This is a genomic window from Thalassospira sp. MCCC 1A03138, from assembly GCF_002115785.1.
GTDB lineage: Bacteria > Pseudomonadota > Alphaproteobacteria > Rhodospirillales > Thalassospiraceae > Thalassospira.
Genome location: NZ_JFJY01000001.1, coordinates 152043 through 174681, shown reverse-complemented (window position 1 = coordinate 174681; position 22639 = coordinate 152043). Strand labels below are relative to the sequence as shown.

The following is a 22639-nucleotide window of genomic DNA, read 5'->3' as shown; positions in this document are numbered from 1 at the left end:
GAATTTTTTCAGATGGTTACACGTTTGCGAGTGGATCGCAAGAGGTCAGTGCGCGGTGTGTCGCCATGGAATGCTTTAGAATTTCATTCTGAACCCGGCACTGGCGGCATGTTCGCGGCGGCTTTTGGAGATCGAGGGCTGGTAATCTGCATAGAAGCTCCAGCCATCGTCATCGGCAAGGGTCATGCCGAGATTGCCGACCAGTGTATCGCGATCGGTTTCGCTGCCTGCGACGGTGAAGGAGGATGTGCCGGTAAAGGCCAATGTGGTGCTGTTGGCTGTCGGGCCAAGGTGATGGTCCCAGCCAAGCCGGAATTGCGGGATCAGGGTTTTGCCATTGCCGGTTTCAAACATGCCCGCCATCCTTAGCCCGAGGCTTGCGGTTCCGGTCAGGGTGCTGTCAGATGCGCGTGACAGATTGGCCGAGCCGGCCCCGGTTTCGGTAAAGGCGTCATGATCGTTCCAGAGCACGCCCAGCGCGCCATAGGGCACAACCCGCCAGTTATGGGCAACGTCAAATCCCCTTGCCAGTTCAAGATTGGCATTGAGCGCATTGTCGGTGTAATCCGCCGTGGCGGTACGATCAATACCGCCAAAAACAAGATTACGGCGGCTGTCATTTGCCGTTCGGGTCCAGCCGGCCTGCCCGGAAAGCCGCAAATCATCGCCAAGGTCACGCGTGCCATAAAGCCCGGCCATGAAATTACGGCTATCGAGGGTGGCATCCCGGCCAGCCTGACGGTTCGTGGCGTCGGCATAACCGAAATAGACCCCCAGAATGGTGGTATCGGAAAGCTGTGTGTCAAAGCCGCCAACCATGCCGGTCCATTGGTAATCGGTGATGTCGGCATTGCCATCACCATCGATCCGGCCGGTTGCGCCGATGGCCTGAAGCCAGATGGCGGATGCGGCCTGTGGTGCATTTTCAGCCCCCAGCGAGAGCATGTTTGCATCACTGGCATATATTTCGCTGTCACTTGCCATCGGGCCGGAACGGGCAAAGCCGGTAAGTTCGGCGGGGGACAGGGTGCTGGCGGCAACAAGGGAGCCACTGGTGGTTTCGGTAACGCCGCGGTTGCGGTTCAGATCGGCAAGGCGCGCGCCGATCTGGCCGGTGGCCTGATGGGTGATGCGGGCATTCATGGTGGGGCCCGAGGCAAAGATATCGCCCGATAGCTGTTGAAAGGCGTGCTGTGCCCCGGCATTCGTCAGGCCGAGAATGGCGTTGCTGATGGTGGTGCCGTCCGTGCCCGAAAGGTTGCCGACCTGGCCTGCGACGGCTTTTTGATTGGGGGTCGTGGCAATGTCGGTAAAGCCGTTGGCGTTGCGGGTCAGTGTCAGGGAGACATCATTGCCGGTGCCGCCGACGGTTGAACGGGCGGCGTCATAAAAGGCAAGCTGATTGTCAATCGCTGCGAAATCGCCGGTAATTGCATCAACGCCATCATTTTCGATGATCACATAATTATAGGTCGTTTGACCGGAGAAACTGTTCCCCGATACGCCTTTGACCCGCAGCGTCGAGCCGGTGATATCGACCGTGCCAGTCACGATGACCTTGTCGGAATTGCCAGCACTATCCACCTCAATCTCAAGGATCGAACCGGCATTGAGAACATAGGCGCCATTGACGGTTTGTGTGCCGATGGAATTACCCGGCGCGTGAATGCCGCCTGATGAAATGCTGGTTGCCCCGACGGTTCCCGTGCCGCCAAGGGTGGCACCGTTCGCGACCGTGACGGCAGAGGCAATTGATCCATTGACCGAAAGGCGGCCCGCAGAGACGGTCGTGGTCCCGGAATAGGTGTTGGCCCCGCTGAGTGTTACGGTGCCGGTTCCGGTTTTGGTCAGTGCGCCGGTCCCGGCCAGAACGGCACTGATGGTGCCCGACTGGGTCGCGAAAGTGCCCGATGATGACAATGTGCCGTTTGACACGGTCGCGCCATTGAGTGTGATGGTGCCGGTGCGGGTCTGTGTTGTCGTGCCGAGATCAAGCGTTCCACCGGTCAGGTTAAGTGTGCCTGCGGCATCCCCGAGTGTTCCCGATCCTGACAGGGATAATGTGCCCGCCGAAAGAGTTGTCGCGCCGGTATAAGTGTTGGCAGCACTCAGCGTGACGGTGCCGGTGCCGGTTTTGGCAAGCGCCCCGGTTCCGGTCAGAACGGCACTGATGGTGCCTGATTGGGTATCGAAGGTTCCCGATGATGACAATGTGCCGTTTGACACGGTTGCGCCATTGAGTGTGATGGTGCCGGTTCGGGTCTGTGTCGTCGTGCCGAGATCAAGCGTGCCGCCGGTGAGGTTAAGTGCGCCTGCGGCATTTCCGAGTGTTCCCGATCCTGACAGGGATAATGTTCCCGCCGAAAGGTTTGTTGCGCCGGTATAGGTGTTGGCGGCACTGAGTGTCAGGGTGCCTGCGCCGTTTTTGGTCAGTGCCCAGCTTCCGGTGCCGCCCGATCCGGCCTGATCGGTGATGGTATTGGCAAGGGTTTGTGTATCGCCGGTATCAGGATTGAAGGTCAGGGTGCCGCTGCCTTGCAGGAAAACGCCGTCGCCAAAGGCAGAGCCGTCCTCGGCCGTGCCCGCCGCACCGGTTCCGCCGTTTCCGCCGGTGACAGTGTTGTTATTGACGGTCAGGGTTCCGGCGATTGTCAGGGTTGCGCCATCCATGACAAAGATGGCACCCCCGGCACCAAGGCCACCACCCCCGGCGGCCTGAGAGATGGTGCCGCTTGAGACACCGTTGCCCGCGCCAAATCCGCCCTGACCGATAGCGGCGGTCAGGCCGCCGCCGCCACCCCCGCCGCCAAAACCGCCATCGCTCCGGAATGCGCCACCCCCGCCGCCAAAACCGCCATTACCGGCTTTGCCGCCGCCGCCGCCAAAGCCGCCATCGGGGTCGTCGGTAAACGTGCCATCAATGCCGTTGACACCGCCGCCGCCGATCGACTGGTCGCCAGATCCACCGCCACCGCCATTGTTGCCGCCCGTACCACCGCCGCCGCCGAGATCGGCGCCATCCCCACCGGCACCTTCGCCCTGGGCGATCCCGTCACCACCATTTCCAACATTTGATCCACCGGTTGCCCCGCTGCCAAGGCCGCCACCCCCGCCGGAGTTGCCAGCGACAGCAACGCCGCCATCACCCCCCATGCCGCCGCCGCCGCCGGTGATCCCCGCTGTGGTTTGTGCACCGCCATCACCGCCGGTTGCTGCGTTGTTTTGCGCGACAAGGTTGCTGATGGTGACATTGGCGCCATCCTTGACGAACAGCGCCCCGCCAAGCCCGGCCCCGCCGCCGGCGGCCTGACCTGCATCGCCGCCCGAAGCAACGGCGTTTTCAATGGTCAGGTCGTTGATTGCCACGGTGCCGGAATACACAAACAGGCCGCGAAACGCGTTATTACCACTGAGCGTATTGCCATTACCGTTCAGCGTGATGTTGCTGTTTAACGCGTTCAGATCGCCGCTGGTCAGCGTAATGGTGCCCAGGCCATTTTGGACATCGATGGTGTTGGTGCCGCCCGCAGCGTTGGCATCAAAAATCGCCTGCCGCAGGGAACCGGCACCGCTATCGGCGGTGTTGGTGACATTGAACGTTGCGGCCTGTGCCGATCCGATTGGCGCGGTGGATAACAGGATCAGGGGGACAAGACCGTATCGGGTGTGCGCAAAGATACCGCGCCAGCACGAGAATTGACGTGCCCGCCGGGATGGTTGATGCGGATCCATGTAACAGCACGCCTTTGGTCATGAGAAATAAGGGGTTCCCATTCCTTTGGGCGACTTTTGCCAAGGGGACAACCCGCTATCTGGGGCCTTAGGCTTTATTCTGCGCAATCTGGATAAGGGGTTGCGCAAAGTGGATATTTGGCAGGTTTTTCAAAGATAAAAAGACCATCCGCCGGGCCGGATTATTCGGGATCAGTTCGCCAGTCTGGCATCGGCCCGTTGGGAGAGATCGTCAAGATAGGCGAGAAGATCGGCGATGGTTTCAGGGGTGAAGGTGAATTCCGGCATGGTCAGTTGATCGTGCGACACGGTGATGCCTTCGGCAAGGGCCTCTTCGAGGTTTTCAATCGGCCAGCGCTGACCGAAGCTTGCGAGTGGCGGGGCGGTGGTGATCGCCGGGTCGGGATAGGGATCACCGGCAAATTCCATATGACAGCGCAGGCAGGTCTGTTCGGCAATCGATTTGCCGCGCGCGATATCGCCCTGTTCCTCGCCGCGATGGGCCAGCTGGTTGCTGACGATCAGGAAGGTGGCGGCGGCGGCCCCCGTGATCAGGATGACAAGGCTGCTTTTGCGTATCATGGCGGTTCCCCTTTGGTCTTTGCCGCGATGATAGGGCCATTTGGTAAAGGAACGTTTTCGAAGATGGTGGCAATATTGCGAAAGATATTGATAATCAGTCTTAATATCTGCTAGTGACGTTTCTGGTTTCCGATACGCCATTGTTTGTGCCGGTCCAGAAGGAAGATACGGCTTTGTCCGCGAACCCCAATGCCCTTGTCCTGTTCATGTCGCATCGCCCGGCACTGGTGAATTATGCCAGCAGCATCACGGGCAATCGCGTGCAGGCCGAAGACCTGGTGCAGGAAGCATGGTTGCGGTTTGACGCGGCATCGGACCGGCGGCTGATCGAGGATGCGACGGGGTATCTTTACCGGATCGTGCGCAACCTGGCGCTCGATAGCAAACGCAGGCTGGCGCGGGAAAACCGCGTGACCAGTGCCGGGGATTTTGACGAGGCGGCCCGGATATCGGCCGATATCGCCCCGGACCCGGAAACCGTTGCCCTTTACAAGGATGAATATGCGATCGTGATGGCGGCGATGGATGAATTGCCCGAACGCACCCGCATTGCATGCGAGATGCATCGGTTTGGTGGCGCGAAGCTTAAGGAAATTGCCGCCTTCCTCGATATTTCCGTGCCGCTGGCGCACAAGCTGGTGGCGGACGGGATCGAGCATTGCAAACAACGGCTGGATCAGGCATGAGCCGGGTTCACAATATTTATAGAAAAAAGTTCCGCAAATGCGTTTAGTAGTTGTAGGAGTTTTCGGGGCAGGCCGGTGCGCACCCGCAATCTGCGATACCGACCGGGAATAGAGACGAGAATGGCAGCGAACACAGATGCGATCCCGCCGCAGGCCTCACGGGAGGCGACCGACTGGCTGATCCTGTTGCAGGAAGAGCCGGACGATCAGGATATTCTGCGCGCATTTGCGGAATGGTGCGAACGTGACCCCGCACATATGCAGGCATGGAATGCCACGCGCCGGGCGGCGGATGTGATGGCGGCAGGCGCGCCTGAACATGCTGATCGCTGGCAGCCCTTCGTTCGTGAGATGCGAACGGGGGGTGAAGGATCGTCTGTTTCATCATCATCGCGCAAAGACAATGTCGTGCGCCCGGCTTTCGGGCGGCGAAAGATGTGGCTTGGTGGCGGGCTTGCCATTGCCGCATCGCTTTTTGCAGCAGTAATCGGGCCGGGGATCGTTACCCGTGCCGTCACCGGCTGGCAGGCCGATTATGTGACCGATACCGCCGAGATGCGCACCATCACCCTTGCCGATGCCAGCACGGTGACGATGGCACCCGAAAGTGCGATCCGGGTGCGTTACGAGGCGGGCGAGCGCCATATCGACCTTTTGGGCGGCGAGGCGTTTTTTGAGGTCACCCCGGATGCCGAACGGCCCTTTACGGTTTTTGCCGACGAGGTTGGCGTGACGGTACTTGGCACCGGGTTTGACGTGCGGCGCAATGAAGCGGGCACAGATGTTGCGGTCGAGCATGGTCTGGTGCGGGTCGGGTTTGATCAGATCACCCCGCCGGTCGCAGAGTTGCTGGAAGCCGGGCAAAGTGCCAGCGTAACATGGCAGGGGGCGGTGGCGCGTGGCCAATTGCCCGCAGGTCAGATTGCCGCATGGCGGCAGAACCAGTTGATTGCACAGGATCAGCCGTTGGGTACCGTGATTGACGGGCTGCGGCGCTATTATCCGGGCCGGATCATCATCACCGATGATGCGCTGGCGACCCGGCCGGTTACGGGGGTCTATAACCTTGCCGATCCGCTGGCGGCTCTTCGCGGGATTGCACGGGCGCAAAATGCGGTGGTGCGGCAGGTGACGCCGTGGGTTTTGCTGGTGTCGGCATCCTGAGAACGGCCTGAAACAGGCCGTTTGGCAAAAATCTGAAAAATTTTCCGAAGTTTTTTTGAAAAAAAATCCCCGAGGCGCGTTTTGTGTTTTAAGCGCAAATGAGAAGCGTTGTTATTCTCATTTGTGATCATGTATATGACGCAGAACGGAGATCCATGGAATGACCACAGGGGGTAAGGCGGGTATGCGGAGCCGCAGCAGACAGACGGTTTTTGCAAGCGCGCTTTTGGTGACAAGCGCATTGGTGCCGGTATTGATCGCGGCACCGGCGATGGCGCAGGCACAGGTGGCGCAAAGCGGGGCGGGGGTCCTTGCCGCGTCACATGCATTTGAGATTCCGGCGCAATCCATGACCAGCGCGCTGACCCTGTTCGGGCAGCAGTCCGGCCTTCAGATCACGGTTGATGGCGCACTTGTGCGCGGGGTTGATGCGCCAGCGGTCAGCGGCAGCATGACATCGCAGCAGGCGCTGGATCGGCTGTTTGCCGGAAGTGGCCTGACCTATAACATTTCCGATGACGGCACCGTGGTGGTCGAACAGATCGCAACCGGTGCGGCGGCGGCAGAAGGCGAGGTTCTTGATCCGATCCGGGTTGAGGGCAATGCAGAGGGGGTCTATGGCCCGATGGGCCCGATAAAGGATAGTGTTGTTGCCAGCCGGTCGCGCACGGCATCGAAAACCGATACGCCGATCCTTGATGATTCCGCCGCCGTGTCGGTCGTGACGCAGAAGGAACTGGAAACCCGCAATGTGCAGGACGTGCAGCAGGCGGTCGCCTATAGTGCAGGCGTGCAGGCGGGTGAATACGGATCGGATGTGCGGTATGACTATATCCGTATCCGTGGGTTTTATTCGTCGCTTTCGACCTATCGCGATGGATTGTCGTCACGGAACTATAACTTCACGACCGCCCGCCAGGAGCCCTATGGGCTTCAGCAGGTCGATATCCTGAAAGGATCGACATCAAGCCTGTTTGGCATGAACGGGCCGGGAGGCTTGGTCAACCTGATTACCAAACGCCCGCAGGACGAAGCCGGTGGCGAGGTTTTCACCACATTCGGCGAAGATCACGTACGGGGTGGCGGTGATGTTACCGGCCCGGTCGCGGAAGACAGCAACTGGACATATCGCCTGACGGGGCTTTGGCAGGATGCGGAACGCGAACAGGATTATTCGCAGGATGACCGTGTGTATATTGCGCCGGCCTTTACCTATAAGCCGAAGGCGGGAACGGAACTGACGATCCTGACCAGTTACAGCAACCGCGAAAGCAGCTTGGGGTATGGCTTCCCGACCGGGATCGAAACCAGCCGCAATGCGTTTTTCGGTGAACCGGATTTCAACCGTTTTGATACCGAAGAAACCAATATCGGGTATGAGTTCTCGCACCAGATTACCGACAAACTGCAATTCCGCCAGAATGCGCGATATACCCATGTCGATCTGGATTACGAGACGGTTTATCTGAACGACACCACGCCGCTTGGCAATCGTTGGGCTTTTGCGATTTACGGCGAGCTTGACCGTTTCGCTGTCGACAACCAGGTGCAATATGACACTGCCCTGAATGATACCTTCGACAGCAAGACGCTGGTGGGCTTTGACTTCAACCGTGATCAGAACCGCGAAAAGCGTTATGACGGGTCGGCATCGCCGATTGATCCCTATAACCCGGTTTATTGCGGGCTTTCGTGTGTGAATATGAACTTCACCTCGGACACGGAAATCACGCAGGCGGCCTATGGTCTTTATGCGCAAGAGCAGTTGACGATTGCCGATGACTGGATCGCGACCGTGGGCGGGCGCTTTGATTATGTTCAAAGCGATACGGATACACTTAGCAGCGGAGCAACCGAGGAACGCGATGACCATAAATTCACATCGCGCGTCGGCCTGACCTATAAGGCGACGGACGAGGTTTCGGTTTACGGGAACTATTCGGAATCCTTCCAGCCGGTTTATGGCAGTGCCGCATCCCGCCCGAATGGAACCGCACCACAGGAAGGCACGCAGTATGAGATCGGCGTCAAATATCAGCCGACGGCGATTGATGCGATGTTTACTGCGGCCCTGTTTGACCTGACGCAGGAAAACGTTTCGCAATGGAATTCGACTTCGGCGACCTATCAGCAGATTGGCGAGATCAATTCGCGCGGGCTTGAGCTTGAAGGCAAGATGTCGCTTGATGAGCGGACCAATCTGACGCTGGCCTATACCTATCTTGATGCCGAAATCAAAGACGATGTGGTTCGCGGGAATGTCGGCAATCGTCCGTCAAACGTTCCTGAACATAATGCATCGGCGTGGCTGGATTACACCATTCCCGAACATGGGGTGTTTGGCGACCTGACGATTGGTGGTGGTGTCCGTTTTGTCGGGTCACGCTATAACAACGACGCCAATACCGATCTGCTTGGATCAAACACGGTGGTTGATGCCATGGTGAATTACATGGTGACGGACAATGTCAGCCTTGCGGTCAATGCGACCAACCTGCTTGACCGGGAATATGTATCGTCCAACACGTTCGGCAGCCGTTTCTATGGCGAGGGCCGCACGGTTCTGGCGACGTTGAAATATAGCTGGTAAGCCAAGGTGCTTTGAAGCATCCACCGGTTTGCAAAAGACGGTCGTCCCATCGGGGCGGCCGTTTTGGTTTGCGAATTTTCGCGCCGGAATGGGTAGGAAGTGAACTGGTTCACCGATAGCGGATTTGTGATTTGTGTGATGGCCGGGAATGCAGAAAACTTTTCGCATTCCTGCCACCAAACTCATGATTTCCGCCCCGGTTAATACCGAAGGGAGCCTATGATGAACCGTTTGACGGCCAAAGATTTCTCGCCGCAATTGCTTGAGCTTTATGATTTTTATGCGCACGGAATCATTTCGCGGCGCGAATTCCTTGACCGGGCCGCGAAATATACCGTCGGCGGGGTCACCGCGATGTCGGTTCTGGCGTCGCTTAGCCCGGATTATGCGCTTGCGACACAGGTCGAGTTTACCGATCCCGATATTGTTGCCGAATATATCATGTATCCGTCGCCCAACGGCCATGGCGAGGTGCGTGGCTATTTCGTCAAACCGGCGAACGCGACCGACAAGCTGCCCGGTGTGGTGGTGGTGCACGAAAATCGCGGGCTTAATCCCTATATCGAGGATGTCGCGCGCCGGGTGGCCAAGGCGGGCTTCATTGCCCTTGCCCCGGATGGTTTGACATCGGTTGGCGGCTATCCCGGCAATGATGACAAGGGGCGCGAATTGCAGCGTCAGGTCGACCCGACCAAATTGATGAATGATTTCTTTGCCGCCATCGAATTCCTGACCGCGCATGAGGCGACAACGGGCAAAACCGGCATAACCGGTTTTTGTTATGGCGGGGGTGTTTCGAATGCGGCGGCGGTGGCTTATCCGGAACTGGGGGCGGCGGTGCCGTTCTATGGCCGTCAGGCGGACGTGGCCGATGTGCCGCGCATTCAGGCGCCGTTGCTGTTGCATTTTGGCGAGCTTGACGAGCGGATCAATGAAGGATGGCCTGCTTATGAGGCGGCATTGAAGGAACATAACAAGGTCTATGAGGCCTATATCTATCCCGGTGCCAATCACGGGTTCCATAATGATTCAACGCCTCGCTATGACGAGGAGCAGGCCAAGCTTGCGTGGGATCGCACGATTGCGTGGTTTAATAAATATCTGAGCTAGGCTGCGGTGCAGCCCGCACATTCGCAGCAGCCCGGCGGCCAATATTCCGCCGGGCTGTTTTGTTTTCGATGTGTGCTTGACGGGAACGGCTTTTACGATACATCATAAGTTACGTGATTTAATATGGCTTGTGATGAAGGAGCATTTCCGATGCAAAACGCGACCGAAAGGGCGGAAAACCCGGTTGAATTCTGGGAAGATCATTACCGGACAAAAAAGACCGATTATTCCGGCAATCCGGGGGAATTGCTGGTGCGGTATGTGGCCGACCTGACGCCGGGGCGGGCATTGGATATTGGCTGTTCGCATGGGGATGATGCGCTTTGGCTGGCCGGGCGGGGTTGGGATGTGACGGGGGTGGATATTTCGCAAACCGCGATAGAGCGGGCGCAGAAGCGTCTGGTGGGGAGTGATTTTTCTGGCCGGGTGCTGTTTGTTGCCTGCGATCTGGAACGCGAGATGCCGGACGGGGAATATGACCTTGTCACCGCATCCTATTTCCAGTCGCCGGTGGCCCTTGCACGGGCCGACATCCTTCGGCGTGCGATGGCAAAGCTGGTGCCGGGCGGATCTTTCCTGTGTATCGCGCATGCATCGGCCCCGCCGTGGCGGAAGGGAAATGGCGAACACCAATTCCCGACCCTTCAGGAAGAGCTCGACGGGCTTGATCTTAGACCCGATGAGTGGATTTTGCACAAGGCCGGGTACGCGGTGCGCAACGTTACCGGGCCGGAGGGGGAGAAAGCGGAAGTGAAGGATATCGTGCTGTTTTTGCAGCGTGGTTGATAGCAGCAAAATAGCAAAAGGGCGGGATCATGTGACCCCGCCCTTTGTTTTCTATTCGCGGAACTTTTCGCGGGCTGGGGCACCGCCGCGACCGCGTTTGAGGCTGGGCAGGGCCAGCATGGCGAGCACGAAAAGCCCGGTTGCCAGTTTCAGATCGGGCGGAGGCATACCCGCCGCCAGGCAGAGCGACACCAGCTGATAATAGATGATCGCGCCGACAAACGGGGCGAGGAGCTGTCGGAAGACGCTGTGTTTGCCAACAATCGCCTCGCCGATCATGAGTGCGGCCAAGCCATTGATCAGGATGCCAAGGCCCATATTCACATCGGCAAAGCCCTGTGACTGGACCATAAGCGCGCCGCTGGTGGCCGAAAAGGCACTGGCGAGGCCAACGCCGCCGATGGTCGAAACCCAGACGGAAATGCCTTGGGCCTCGGCCATGGCCGGGTTGGCCCCGACCGCGCGCATGGCCGTGCCCTTTTCGGTTTTGAAAAACCAGTTGAGCGCAACGAACACCGCAGCCCCGATGATCCCGGCAATGATGATTTTGGCCGCCGGGAAGCCCGGCGTGACGAAGGGCGCCCAGTCAAAGACCGAACCGGTGCCAAAGATCGACAGGTTTGATTTGCCCATGATGCGCAGATTGATGCTGTAAAGCATCGTCATCATCAGGATACCGGCCAGAAGCGTGTGAATGCGAAACCGCAGATGAATAAGCGCGGTACAGCACCCCGCAGCAAAACCGCACAGAAGGGCGGCGACGATCGCCAGGGCCGGATTGACCCCGGCGGCAATCAGAACCCCGGCAACACAGCCGCCCAGCGGATAGGCGCCTTCGCTGGTGAGGTCGGGGAAATGCAGGGTGCGGAACGGGATCATGATGCCCATAACGACGAAAGCCAGAATAAGGCTTTGGGCCAATGTTACCGGGACCAGTGCCACATAGCTTGTGAAGGTCGAAGAGAGGAATTCCATCATCAATCAGGCCCCCAGCAACATGGCGTCAGACTTGACCGAGAAATGATCGATCAGCTTTGCCACCGTGACATCGGCCTTTTCTTCGCCGCCGATTTCCAGTTTGACCTTGCCCGCGTCCAGCATGATGACGCGGTGGCCGTAATCAACCGCGTGCTGCATGTTATGGGTGACCATCAGGGTGGTGAGTTTAAGCGCATCAACCGCGCGCACGGTTGCCCCCATGACAAGATCGGCAGTGCGCGGATCAAGGGCGGCGGTATGTTCATCAAGCAGCAGCAGATCGGGCGATCCGCCGACCGCCATGATGAGCGACAGAGACTGACGTTGCCCGCCAGATAGCAGTTCAACACGGGTATCAAGCCGGTTTTCAAGGCCAAGACCCAGGATCGACAGGCGTTCCTTGTAATCCGAAAGGCGTTTGGCATTCAGCCCACAGGCGAAGGTGCGGCTTTTGCTGCGCAGTTCGGCCAGAAGCATGTTTTCGGCAACCGTCATGCTGGCAGCAGTACCCAGCATCGGATCCTGAAACACACGCGCAATGCGCATGGCACGTTTATGCACGGGCGTGTTGGTGACATCATCGCCATTGATAAGAATCTGGCCGCGATCAAGGGGCATCGCGCCGGAAACGGCGTTTAGCATCGTGCTTTTGCCCGCTCCGTTGGAGCCGATGACAACACCGAATTCGCCGGTCTGGAGAGTGAGCGACAGGTCGTCCAGCGCGATCTTTTCGTCGGGCTGGCCTTTGTAAAAGGTTTTTCGTGCAGACCGGATTTCAAGCATCCGTATCCTCCGTAAAGCAACATTGGCGCCCCCCGGACAGGCCGGAATGCGGGGCGCCAACAAAAAGACAAGGCCGGAACTTATTCGACGATGCAACCGCAATCGTTGAATTCGGCCGGGATTTCGATGCCAAAGGCGGCGGAGGCCTTTTTCGAAATCATCGGGGCATGGTTTTCATAGGATGGTGCGGATGGCGGAATGGTCACCGGGTCCTTGCCATTGAGGATTTCGGCCGCAATCTTACCGGCATTCAGGCCGACCTGTTCGTAATCGACCGAGAAGCTGGCGGGCACGGTGCCATTGGCAACGGCGGAGCTATCGGAATTGACAATCGGAACGCCGATCTGACGCGCAGCGGCGGATACCGCAGCAATTGCCGGCTGGATCAGATTTGATGCCGGGGTATAGATGACATCAGCCTTGCCCGCCACGGCGGTGATGCGTTGCTGTATGTCATTGACGTTATCGATGCCGACCGGAACAACGGTAAAGCCCGCGGCGGGGGCGAGTTCCTGTACCTTTTCAAGCAGGGCAACATCATTGGCTTCGCCCGGGTTATAGGGCACGGCAAGGCGTTTGGCATCGGGCAGGAATTTGTGGGTGAATTCAAGAACGGCTGCGATGTCCTGAAGATCGGACGCGCCGGTCATGCCTTCGTCGCCCTTATCCCATGACGGGACCAGCTTGGCGGCCACCGGATCGGTCACGGCGGAAAACACGATTGGAATGCCCGAACCCGCCAGTGCCTTTTTGGCGATCTGGGAGACCGGGGTGGTGATGGTATAGATCAGTTTGGGGTTTTCGGCCTGCAATTTCGCGATCATCTGGGGCACCAGAGACGTATCAAAATTGGTGTGGCTTTCGGAATAGACAACGTCGGTGCCCTCGGCAAAGCCGTTGGTGGCCATGGCTTCCTTGAAGCCCGCGATGGACGCGTTAAGCTGCGGATGTTCACCGAAATTGGCAATGCCGACCTTGATCGGTTCGGCGGATGCGCTGTTCATGGCGGCAATCATTGTGCCCGCGATCAGAAGGCCTGAAAGCGCACCGGATTTGAAAAGTTTCATTGAATGAGGCTCCCTGATTTATTGGGTCGGCATGTGGCAGGCCGACCGTGCCACCGGATCATGCGAAGTTCGGCACGGCCCGTCAACAGGATGTCACATGATCGGGTGTACAATTATCAGGAAAAGGGAATGTTGTTATTCGGCGGCCTTTGTTGCGGGGATTTGTTCCTTTGCGCTATCGCGGTCGGTGGCGGGCGGCATGCCGAACATGCGGCGATATTCGCGGGTGAATTGTGACACGCTTTCATAACCGACATGGTAGGCCGCACTGCTTGCTGTCATGCCTTCGGCCATGATCAGGCGGCGCGCTTCGATCAGGCGGAGCTGTTTTTGGAACTGTCGCGGGGATAGCGAGGTGACGGTTTTGAAATGCTGATAAAACGAGGATGGGCTCATGCCAGCAGTTGCGGCAAGCCGATCCACCGGCAGGGGTTTGCTGAATTCCTCGCGCAGGATGGCGACCGCACGTGCCACGCGCTGGCTGTGGCTGTCGGGCCAGCCAAGCTGGCGGATGGCGGCACCATGCCGACTGGTCAGAAGCCAGTAATGCAGTTCGCGGATCAGGGATTGATGGAGCATCGGAACGGCATCGGGACGATCAAGCAGACGCATCAGGCGAAGGGCAGTATCGGCGACCTCGGCATCGGTGGGGGCGACAATGACGGCGGCATCATCGCTTTGCGGCGGGGTGCCCATCTGCAATGACAGGTCGGCGATAACCGATGGATCAAGATCAAGCACAAGCGACATATAGGGCGTATCGGGACTGGCATCGGTAATCTGGCTTACGGTCGGGACATCGGCCGTGATCAGAAGGGTATCACCCGGGCGCAGGGTGAAGGTCCGATTGCCAAGGGCAACCTGTTTGCAGCCCTGAAGGATCAGGCAAACCAGCGGGCGCGAGATCGCATAATCCAGCCCGCTTGGCGTGACCGACCGGATGGTAGTCAGGCCGGGAATGGGCGTCTGGGCCAGTCCGCTGTCGATGGCACGGGTATCAAGCCAGGACCGGACCGAGGTGAGAAGCGCGTTTGACATGCCGTGATCCTAATCCCGATTGATATCGTCGTAAATATGGTTTGGAGGATTAGGCTAAGTATGCCGAGGTTCCGGCAACGACGGGCGGGAGGGGGCAGCAGTATAACGGACAACACCAAACAGCGTGAACCAACATCACCAAACCAAGGAGTTGTCCGATGACCAAGATTTCAATTGTAACCGGTTCCAGCCGTGGCCTTGGCCGTAATACCGCCCTTGCCATCGCCCGCCATGGCGGGAATGTGATCGTGACCTATCACAGCCGATCTGACGATGCCGATGCGGTGGTTTCGGAGATTAAGGCAATGGGACGGAAGGCATTGGCCTTGAAGCTTGATGTTGCTGACATTTCCAGCTTTGCCGGTTTTGCCGAAAACCTGCGCATCGGATTGCGCGACGTCTGGGGCCGGGACACGTTTGACCATCTTGTCAATAATGCCGGTCATGGTGACATGGCGTCGATTGCCGAAACCACCGAGGCACAGTTCGACAAGCTGGTTGATGTGCATTTCAAAGGGGTTTTCTTCCTGACGCAGGCTCTGTTGCCGCTGATTGCCGATGGCGGACGGATCGTCAACCTGTCTTCCGGGCTGACCAAGGGGGCATTCCCCGGATTTTCCGCCTATTCGGCGGTCAAGGGCGCGGTCGAGGTGCTGAGCCTTTACATGGCCAAGGAATTTGGGGTACGCGGCATTGCGGTCAATACGGTCGCACCGGGCGCGATTGAAACCGACTTCCTTGGCGGTGCGGTGCGCGATACCCCGGATCTGAACAAGGTATTTGCCGAAATGACAGCCCTTGGCCGGGTGGGCGTGCCTGATGATATCGGGCCGATGATCGCCAGCCTGCTGTCAGAAGACAATCGCTGGGTCAATGCCCAGCGGATCGAGGTTTCCGGCGGGCAGGGTATCTAAGCCCCGTTAGGAACCGACTGCAAAGGCCCGGCTGGAAATCGAAACCGGATTTCCGGACGGGTCTTTCATATTGGCGAACTGATAGCCATCCGCCTGATGGATCGGGCCGACATCAACGCCGTGGGCAACCAGTTGTTTGCGGAAGACTTCAACATTCTTGACGTCAAAGACCAGTTTGATGAGCGACTGGCCTTCTTTCTGGCCCTTGCCCGCGGGATGGAGCATCAGGATCAGTCCATCAAGGGCGGGTCTGAGTTCGACGATGCGGTCACCTTCGAGGCGGATGGCCTGATAGACGAAAAGATCGCAGTAGAAATGGATCATTTCGTCGATCTTTTTCGTGTAGATCACGACCCGGTTGCATGTTGTCGGCATCAGGTTTTCCGTTGCTATCAGCTGCCACTTGCGGCGCTGAATACCGTGACGCCATTCACGACAATCCTGCCATCGCGCAACAGTTCTACATCATAATTCGTCATGCCCTGTTTGCCCGGTTCACCAGCGGCAAGGCCATCGACGGCAAAGGGCACCAGCGCGCCCAGCAGGGTCGGGCTTTGCGGGGTGCCGATCAGATCCTGAAGGCGTTCGCGCCCGATCAGGTCGACGTCAAGTTGGCCCGAAAATCCATAACGGGCGGCTTTCTGGGCGATGAATTCACCCTTGCCCAATGCTTCGAGGCCGCGGCCTTCGACATAGATTTCATCAATCTTGACCGGTGCGCCATTGTCGGCGGCCTTTTGCCAGAGGTCATTGGCGATCTGGCGACGTGCGGCGCGCGGGGCAAGGCCGGTCAGCATATCATTGAAGCCCTTTTCAACGATTGGCTTGGCTTCGGCCCAGGGCAGGCCGGTGCTGCTGCTTTTGATGCGCACGGTGCGGGGTTGCAGCAGGCTTGGCAACCACAGACCATCATGGGCGTAATCAAGATGGGTTTCACCGTTGGGGCCGGGATAAAGCAGGAAGCTTGTCGATTTGACTGCGCCAAGTTTTTCCCGGTTCGGTCCGGTCCATTCGGCGGCCTGCCAGGAAATGCGGGCTTCGTCGGGCATCCAGCGAATGACAAGCCCGTTCATCAGCCAGTGTTTGCGCGTGATCGGTTCATCGCCAATCAGGAAATCGGCCGCACCCGTGAAATTGACCGCGGTGCCATTGACATGGTTCCACCGCAGGCTTCCAACGGCCTTGCGCATGGTCAGTTCGCGCTGGTCACTGGTGGCATCGGCCAGCATTTTTCCGCGTTCGGGCAGGGCAATGTCGATATCGACCTGATTGGCGATATCGGTATCCTTGAGCGTCACGCGGACACCTTCAAGGGCCAGTTCACGCGCGGTACTGTAACCGCTGAGATCAAGGCGCACACCGTCATAGGTAAAGGTGACGTCGCCATTGCTGTTTTCCGCGGATGTTTCGGTTGCGGAAATGCCGTTTTGCATCAGGATTCCATCCATGATTTCGCGCGCCCTCTGCGTTTCAAGCGCAAAGGCATTCGCGCCCGTGGCGCAAATTGAAATCAGAGAAACACCAATGCCGATGACAATACGGCGTACAGGCATGATCGAAGCCCCTTTTGGGTAATGGTTTGAACGGTTCCAGTGTGTCGTGCAAATTTGGTGAAGATGGGGCACGGATTGCGGTATCAGCATGCCGAAGGCCCCCGAAACGCGCAAATGTGAAATGGATCACATCTTTCCCGAACTGTCATCTGGAAAGCATGGGGTATGTTGCGGCTGAGTGCGGCTGGTGGGGAGCGGTCCGGGTTGACGATCAGTCGGTGGCGCAGCCGATTTTGTCGCGCTTGCTTTCGACGGTCACACCACACAGGAAGACATCGACGGCGCGTTTGACCCTTATTGTGATCTCTTCCTCGCTGAGTTTGGGCGGGGAGATCATTTTCATCACCTGATTCTGCCAGTCGCCGACAATCATTGCATCGAAGATTTCGGCATAATGATCAGGGTCGTCGATGACAAGATTACCAAGGTCATTCTGGCGTTTCAGGTAGTTTGCAAGGCGTTTGCGCGTGCTTTCGGGACCGACTTCAAGGAATTTCTCAACCATTGGTATAAAATGCTGTCCTTCGGAGAACAGAATCTGCGTGAAGCGAACGGCTTCCTCGGTTAGTATCTTGGTCGATAGTTTAAAGGCGAAGTCGGTCAAAGCGTCACGAGGAGGGAGATTGGATTCCAGCGAAATATGCAGTTCCGCGGAAAATTCCATGCACCGTTCTGTCATGACGGCAGTCAGCAACCCATCCTTTCCGCCAAATGCCTCGTAGAGAGTTGTACGTGAGCCACCGGATCGAGAAATTACGTCATTTAGCGTAACGCCAGAAAAGCCTTTCTCCAGCAAAAGCTGCCATGCAGCATCCATCATCGCGCGTCGCCGTGCGAAGCCGCGACTGGATTGTTTTCCTTGGATTTCTGACGTTTCGCTCATGGTTTTTCGATCTTTTCTGTCGACGTTTCTTTTGGCTCTTGATCGTGCAGCGCACAATGTGTACTGTACCGTACAGTATTTAATAATTCAATGGCAAAGCTGCCTGATATTCCCCGGCACGGCAGCGCTGCTTACAGGACTGTGAGAAGGAAAATCATTTTGTCGATGCGATCTTGTTTGAAACTTGCAGGCGTTGCTGTGCTTGCATTGATGGTTGCGGCCTGTGACGAGCAGAAAGAAGCGCAGCAGTCGGATGCCAGCGCACAGCAGCAGCCGCAGGCAACGCCGGTTGGTACCTTGACACTTGAAGCGCAGACCATTGGTCTGATCGAGGAAATGCCGGGTCGTACCGTTGCCTTCCGCAAGGCTGCCGTGCGCCCGCAGGTCGATGGTATCATCAAGGAACGCAACTTTACCGAAGGCGCGTTTGTTGAAGCCGGTCAGCAGCTTTATATGATTGATCAGGCAGTTTACATGGCGGAACTTGACGCGGCACAGGCGGAACTTGCCAAGCAGCGCGCGACCCTTGATCAGACGACGAAAACCCGCAAGCGATACGAAAGTCTTGTGAAAACCCAGGCGGTTTCCGAGCAGACCTTTGACGATGCGATTTCGGCAGAAGCACAGGCGAAAGCAGCGGTTGCCGCAGCACGCGCGCAGGTCGATCAAGCACGTATCAATGTTGAGTACACCACCGTAACCGCCCCGATTTCCGGCCAGATCAGTTCGTCTGATGTGACCGAAGGTGCGCTTGTGACCGCCAACCAGACCGAAGCACTGACCACGATCACCCAGCTGGACCCGATCTATGTCGATGTGACGCAGGCGGGTGGCCGGTTAATGAAGATCAAGCAGGCGATCCAGAACGGCCGCATTCAGGGTGTTGAAAACGGCAAGATCGAAGTTGCCCTGATCATTGATGCGACCGGTGTTGAATATCCCCATACCGGGACTTTGCAGTTTTCCGACGTATCGGTGAATGAAACCACCGGAACGATCCGCCTGCGTGCGGTTTTCCCGAACCCGGATGGTGTGTTGCTGCCGGGCATGTTCGTGCGTGGACAGGTGCGTCAGGGCAAACTTGATGGGGCCTTCCTTGTGCCGCAGAAAGCCGTGATGCGCCGTCCGGATGGCACGGCATATGTTTACACCATCGGTGACGGCAAGGTCGTTTCCAAGGATGTCCAGATCGAACAGTCGCAAGGCGAGAACTGGGTCGTGACAGACGGTGTTTCGGATGGCGAACAGCTGATCGTTGATGGCATTCAGCGTATCGCACCGGGGGCGCCGGTAACGGCGCAGCCTGTCGAGAATGCGAATGCTGGCCAGGGTGCCGCCCAGGGTTCAGCCCAGTAAGCTGACGATTAAGGACGATTTCTAATGGCAAAGTTTTTTATTGATCGCCCCGTCTTCGCCTGGGTTGTGGCCCTGGTGATCATGCTGGCGGGGGGGCTGTCCATTTTGCAGCTGCCGATCGAGCAATATCCGTCGATTGCGCCGCCATCGGTGCAGATCGAGGCAACCTATCCAGGTGCTTCGGCGGAAACCGTTGAAAACACGGTGACGCAGGTCATCGAACAGGAAATGAACGGGCTGGATTTCCTGCGCTATATGTCGTCGAACAGTAGTGCGACGGGTAGTGCATCCATCACCCTGACCTTTGAACCCGAAGCCGATCCCGATATCGCGCAGGTGCAGGTGCAGAACAAGTTGCAGGCTGCCATGTCGCGCCTGCCAAGCGAAGTTCAGCAGCAGGGCATCACGGTTTCGAAATCGAGCGGTTCGTTCCTGATGGTGGCGGGCTTTGTGTCGGCCGATGGTTCGATGAATGCCGAAGACCTTTCGGACTTTGTGGTATCGACCATCGAAGACCCGATTGCACGTGTGAACGGTGTTGGTTCGGTTCAGGTGTTTGGGGCCCAGCATGCGATGCGCATCTGGCTCGATCCGAACAAGCTGATTTCCTATAACCTGACGGTTTCCGATGTCAGTTCGGCAATCGAAGCGCAGAACACGGAAGTCACGGCCGGTCAGATCGGCGGTGCGCCGTCGGTGCCGGGCCAGCAGATCAACGCGACGATTACGGCGCAAAGCAAGCTTACGACCGTTGACGAATTCGCCAATATTCTGCTGCGTGTGAATACGGATGGTTCGCAGGTCCGTCTGGGCGATGTGGCGCGCATCGAGATCGGTGGCGAAAGCTACGAGGTCGTTGCGCGTTATAATGCACAGGCCGCAACTGGTATTGGTATCAACCTGGCGACCGGGGCCAATGCGCTTGACACCGCCGAGGCGGTGAAAGCCCGCCTTGAGGAGCTTAAACCTTTCTTCCCGCAGGGGATGGAAGTTGTTTATCCGTATGACACGACCCCGTTCGTCAAGGTTTCGATCGAGGAAGTGGTCCGGACCCTGTTTGAAGCCATCGCGCTTGTCTTCGTCGTGATGTTCGTGTTCCTGCAAAACTGGCGCGCGACCCTGATCCCGACGATTGCTGTGCCGGTGGTTTTGCTCGGTACATTCGGCGTTCTGGCGGCGTTCGGATATTCGATCAACACGCTGACCATGTTTGGCATGGTGCTGGCGATTGGTCTTCTGGTCGATGACGCCATCGTTGTGGTCGAAAACGTCGAACGCGTGATGCATGAAGACGGCTTGCCGCCGCGTGAAGCAACGCGCAAATCCATGAGCCAGATTACCGGTGCGCTTGTTGGTATTGCGCTGGTTCTTTCGGCCGTGTTTGTGCCCATGGCGTTCTTTGCCGGGTCGACCGGGGCGATTTATCGTCAGTTCTCGATCACCATTGTTTCGGCGATGGTGTTGTCGGTGATCGTGGCGATTGTCCTGACACCGGCCCTTTGCGCGACGATGCTTAAGCCTTCCAAAAGCGATCCGCATGCCAAGAAGGGGTTCTTTGGCTGGTTCAATCGCGGGTTTGATAAGACCAACAATTTCTATCAGGGCAGTGTCGGTCATGTTGTGAACCGCAAATGGCGTTACCTGTTCGTGTATGGCATTCTTGTCGGGGCTTTGGCCTTCCTGTTCGTGCGTCTGCCGGGTTCGTTCCTGCCGGAAGAGGATCAGGGGATCATGTTCTCCATGGTTCAGCTGCCGGCCGGTGCCTCGCAGGAGCGTACGGTCGAGGTTCTCAAGAAGCTCGAAAAGCACTTCATGGAAGACGAGAAGGAAGTGGTGAACGGTATCTTTACCGTGGCTGGTTTCTCGTTTGCCGGGAGTGGTCAGAATGCGGGTATCGCCTTCGTCAACCTGAAAGACTGGTCGGAACGGACATCGCCCGGTCAGTCGGTTGAGGCGGTGATCGGGCGGGCCTATGGTGCCTTTGCCCAGATCCGCGAAGCCATGGTCTTTGCCTTTGCCCCGCCTGCGATTATCGAACTGGGCACGGCGAACGGCTTTGATATGCAGTTGGTGGACCGTGGTGGTGCGGGGCATGATGCCCTGATCGCGGCACGGAACCAGTTGCTTGGCATGGCGGCACAGGACCCGCGCCTTGTCGGGGTGCGTCCGAACGGCCTGAATGACACGCCGCAGTTTGACATCAATATCGATCAGGAAAAGGCCAGTGCGCTGGGTGTCAATATCGCCGACATCAACCGCACGCTGGCAACTGCCTGGGGCTCAAGCTATGTCAACGACTTCATCGAGAAGGGCCGTGTCAAGCGCGTCTATATGCAGGCAGATGCGAAATATCGCATGATGCCCGAAGATATGGATCATTGGTATGTCCGCAACAGCTATGACGAGATGGTACCGATTTCGGCCTTCTCGACCACGCAGTGGACTTATGGCTCGCCGCGGCTGGAACGCTTTAACGGTCTTTCGTCCGTCAATATTCAGGGGCAGGCGGCACCGGGCGTTGCATCGGGTGATGCGATGAAGGCAATGGAAGAAATCGTTGCCAAGCTTCCGGGTGGCATCGGCCTTGAATGGCAGGGGCTTTCCTATGAAGAACGCGAGGCAGGCGAACAGGGCCCGGCCCTTTATGCCCTGTCGATGATCGTGGTCTTCCTGTGCCTTGCCGCATTGTATGAAAGCTGGGCCATTCCTGTTTCGGTGATGATGGTCGTGCCACTGGGCGTTTTGGGTGCCGTGATTGCAGCCTTGCTGCGCGGGCTTCCCGATGACGTGTACTTCCAGGTGGCGATCCTGACCACGATTGGTTTGTCGGCCAAGAACGCCATTCTGATCGTCGAGTTCGCACGCGAGCTTTATGATCAGGGGATGGGCCTGCTTGAGGCAACGGTCGAGGCCGCGCGCCAGCGTCTGCGTCCGATCATCATGACCTCGATGGCCTTCACGCTTGGTGTTCTGCCGCTTGCGATCAGTACCGGTGCCGGTGCGGGGGCGCGTATCGCGGTGGGGACCGGGGTGATGGGCGGCATGATTGCGGCCACGATCCTTGCGATCTTCTTCGTGCCGCTGTTCTTCGTGCTGATTGTTGGCACCTTTGCCAAAAGCCGTTCGAAACGCGGCGACGTCAAGGCCGCCCACGAACATCCGGCGGAATGAACCAGAAAGCAAAGCCGGTCTGAATTAACAGACCGGCTTTGTCGGCGCGCTCGCGACGGTTGCAGACTTGTCTGCGCAGTCCCCCGACCCCGCCGTTGCGCGTGCGTAAGAAGGGCTGGTGCATTGCACCGGCCCTTTTGTTTTGACCGTAACGCCGATGGACGTCAAGTCGCTTGCACAAGGCAAAGGTCATTCCGGGGCCAATTCCTTGATAGTTTTTCAATAAAAAAGCCCCCAACTCGGGGG

The 22639-nt window shown here is 57.8% G+C and carries 17 protein-coding genes; 8 read left to right on the top strand and 9 right to left on the bottom strand.

Features of this window, described 5'->3' with window-relative positions:
* Nucleotides 1–75: 75 nt before the first annotated feature.
* Entirely contained in the window at nt 76–3732 is a 3657-nt protein-coding gene (locus TH468_RS00860; RefSeq protein WP_085641818.1) for an autotransporter domain-containing protein, read from the bottom strand.
* Between the two features lie 192 nt (nt 3733–3924).
* Complete coding sequence (locus TH468_RS00855) at nt 3925–4314, bottom strand: cytochrome c (RefSeq protein ID WP_085641817.1); 390 nt, start codon at nt 4312–4314, stop codon at nt 3925–3927.
* 173 nt (nt 4315–4487) lie between these two features.
* Here TH468_RS00855 and TH468_RS00850 point away from each other — a divergent pair, with 173 nt between their 5' ends.
* The 5 genes from TH468_RS00850 to TH468_RS00830 all read left to right on the top strand — a co-directional run bounded on the left by TH468_RS00850 (nt 4488) and on the right by TH468_RS00830 (nt 10650).
* Complete coding sequence (locus TH468_RS00850; protein ID WP_082832717.1) at nt 4488–5000, top strand: sigma-70 family RNA polymerase sigma factor; 513 nt, start codon at nt 4488–4490, stop codon at nt 4998–5000.
* A gap of 120 nt (nt 5001–5120) precedes the next feature.
* On the top strand, nt 5121–6164 hold the full coding sequence (locus tag TH468_RS00845; RefSeq protein WP_085641816.1) for a FecR domain-containing protein: 1044 nt from the start codon (nt 5121–5123) through the stop codon (nt 6162–6164).
* Nucleotides 6165–6324: 160 nt separating this feature from the next.
* Nucleotides 6325–8754, top strand: a complete 2430-nt coding sequence (locus tag TH468_RS00840; protein WP_085641815.1) for a TonB-dependent siderophore receptor — start codon at nt 6325–6327, stop codon at nt 8752–8754.
* 222 nt (nt 8755–8976) lie between these two features.
* Complete coding sequence (gene yghX, locus TH468_RS00835; RefSeq protein WP_085642401.1) at nt 8977–9864, top strand: YghX family hydrolase; 888 nt, start codon at nt 8977–8979, stop codon at nt 9862–9864.
* Nucleotides 9865–10014: 150 nt separating this feature from the next.
* Nucleotides 10015–10650 (top strand): bifunctional 2-polyprenyl-6-hydroxyphenol methylase/3-demethylubiquinol 3-O-methyltransferase UbiG, encoded by a 636-nt coding sequence (locus TH468_RS00830; RefSeq protein ID WP_168177049.1) that lies wholly within the window; start codon nt 10015–10017, stop codon nt 10648–10650.
* Nucleotides 10651–10701: 51 nt separating this feature from the next.
* Here TH468_RS00830 and TH468_RS00825 read toward each other — a convergent pair whose 3' ends face one another.
* The 4 genes from TH468_RS00825 to TH468_RS00810 all read right to left on the bottom strand — a co-directional run bounded on the left by TH468_RS00825 (nt 10702) and on the right by TH468_RS00810 (nt 14516).
* Nucleotides 10702–11628 carry an ABC transporter permease gene (locus tag TH468_RS00825; protein ID WP_210402195.1) on the bottom strand — a complete coding sequence of 309 codons (927 nt, stop codon included), beginning with the start codon at nt 11626–11628 and terminating at the stop codon, nt 10702–10704.
* A 3-nt stretch (nt 11629–11631) separates the two neighbouring features.
* Entirely contained in the window at nt 11632–12411 is a 780-nt protein-coding gene (locus TH468_RS00820) for an ABC transporter ATP-binding protein (RefSeq protein WP_085641812.1), read from the bottom strand.
* An 80-nt stretch (nt 12412–12491) separates the two neighbouring features.
* Nucleotides 12492–13478: an ABC transporter substrate-binding protein gene (locus TH468_RS00815; protein ID WP_085641811.1), complete on the bottom strand. Its 987-nt coding sequence runs from the start codon at nt 13476–13478 to the stop codon at nt 12492–12494.
* 135 nt (nt 13479–13613) lie between these two features.
* Nucleotides 13614–14516 (bottom strand): AraC family transcriptional regulator, encoded by a 903-nt coding sequence (locus TH468_RS00810; RefSeq protein WP_085641810.1) that lies wholly within the window; start codon nt 14514–14516, stop codon nt 13614–13616.
* 158 nt (nt 14517–14674) lie between these two features.
* Here TH468_RS00810 and TH468_RS00805 point away from each other — a divergent pair, with 158 nt between their 5' ends.
* The gene (locus tag TH468_RS00805; protein ID WP_085641809.1) at nt 14675–15430 is read left to right on the top strand and encodes an SDR family NAD(P)-dependent oxidoreductase; all 756 of its coding nucleotides are present in this window, start codon (nt 14675–14677) and stop codon (nt 15428–15430) included.
* Nucleotides 15431–15436: 6 nt separating this feature from the next.
* Here TH468_RS00805 and TH468_RS00800 read toward each other — a convergent pair whose 3' ends face one another.
* The 3 genes from TH468_RS00800 to TH468_RS00790 all read right to left on the bottom strand — a co-directional run bounded on the left by TH468_RS00800 (nt 15437) and on the right by TH468_RS00790 (nt 17866).
* Nucleotides 15437–15805 carry a VOC family protein gene (locus tag TH468_RS00800; RefSeq protein ID WP_085641808.1) on the bottom strand — a complete coding sequence of 123 codons (369 nt, stop codon included), beginning with the start codon at nt 15803–15805 and terminating at the stop codon, nt 15437–15439.
* A gap of 17 nt (nt 15806–15822) precedes the next feature.
* Nucleotides 15823–16983, bottom strand: a complete 1161-nt coding sequence (locus TH468_RS00795; RefSeq protein ID WP_085641807.1) for a hypothetical protein — start codon at nt 16981–16983, stop codon at nt 15823–15825.
* 211 nt (nt 16984–17194) lie between these two features.
* A complete protein-coding gene (locus TH468_RS00790; protein ID WP_085641806.1) occupies nt 17195–17866 on the bottom strand; it encodes a TetR/AcrR family transcriptional regulator in 672 nt (223 codons plus the stop codon).
* 165 nt (nt 17867–18031) lie between these two features.
* Between TH468_RS00790 and TH468_RS00785 the strand changes: the two genes are divergently transcribed.
* Nucleotides 18032–19222, top strand: coding sequence for an efflux RND transporter periplasmic adaptor subunit (locus TH468_RS00785; protein ID WP_085641805.1), 1191 nt, complete (start codon nt 18032–18034; stop codon nt 19220–19222).
* A gap of 24 nt (nt 19223–19246) precedes the next feature.
* Nucleotides 19247–22393 carry an efflux RND transporter permease subunit gene (locus tag TH468_RS00780; RefSeq protein WP_085641804.1) on the top strand — a complete coding sequence of 1049 codons (3147 nt, stop codon included), beginning with the start codon at nt 19247–19249 and terminating at the stop codon, nt 22391–22393.
* The last annotated feature ends 246 nt before the right edge of the window (nt 22394–22639 follow it).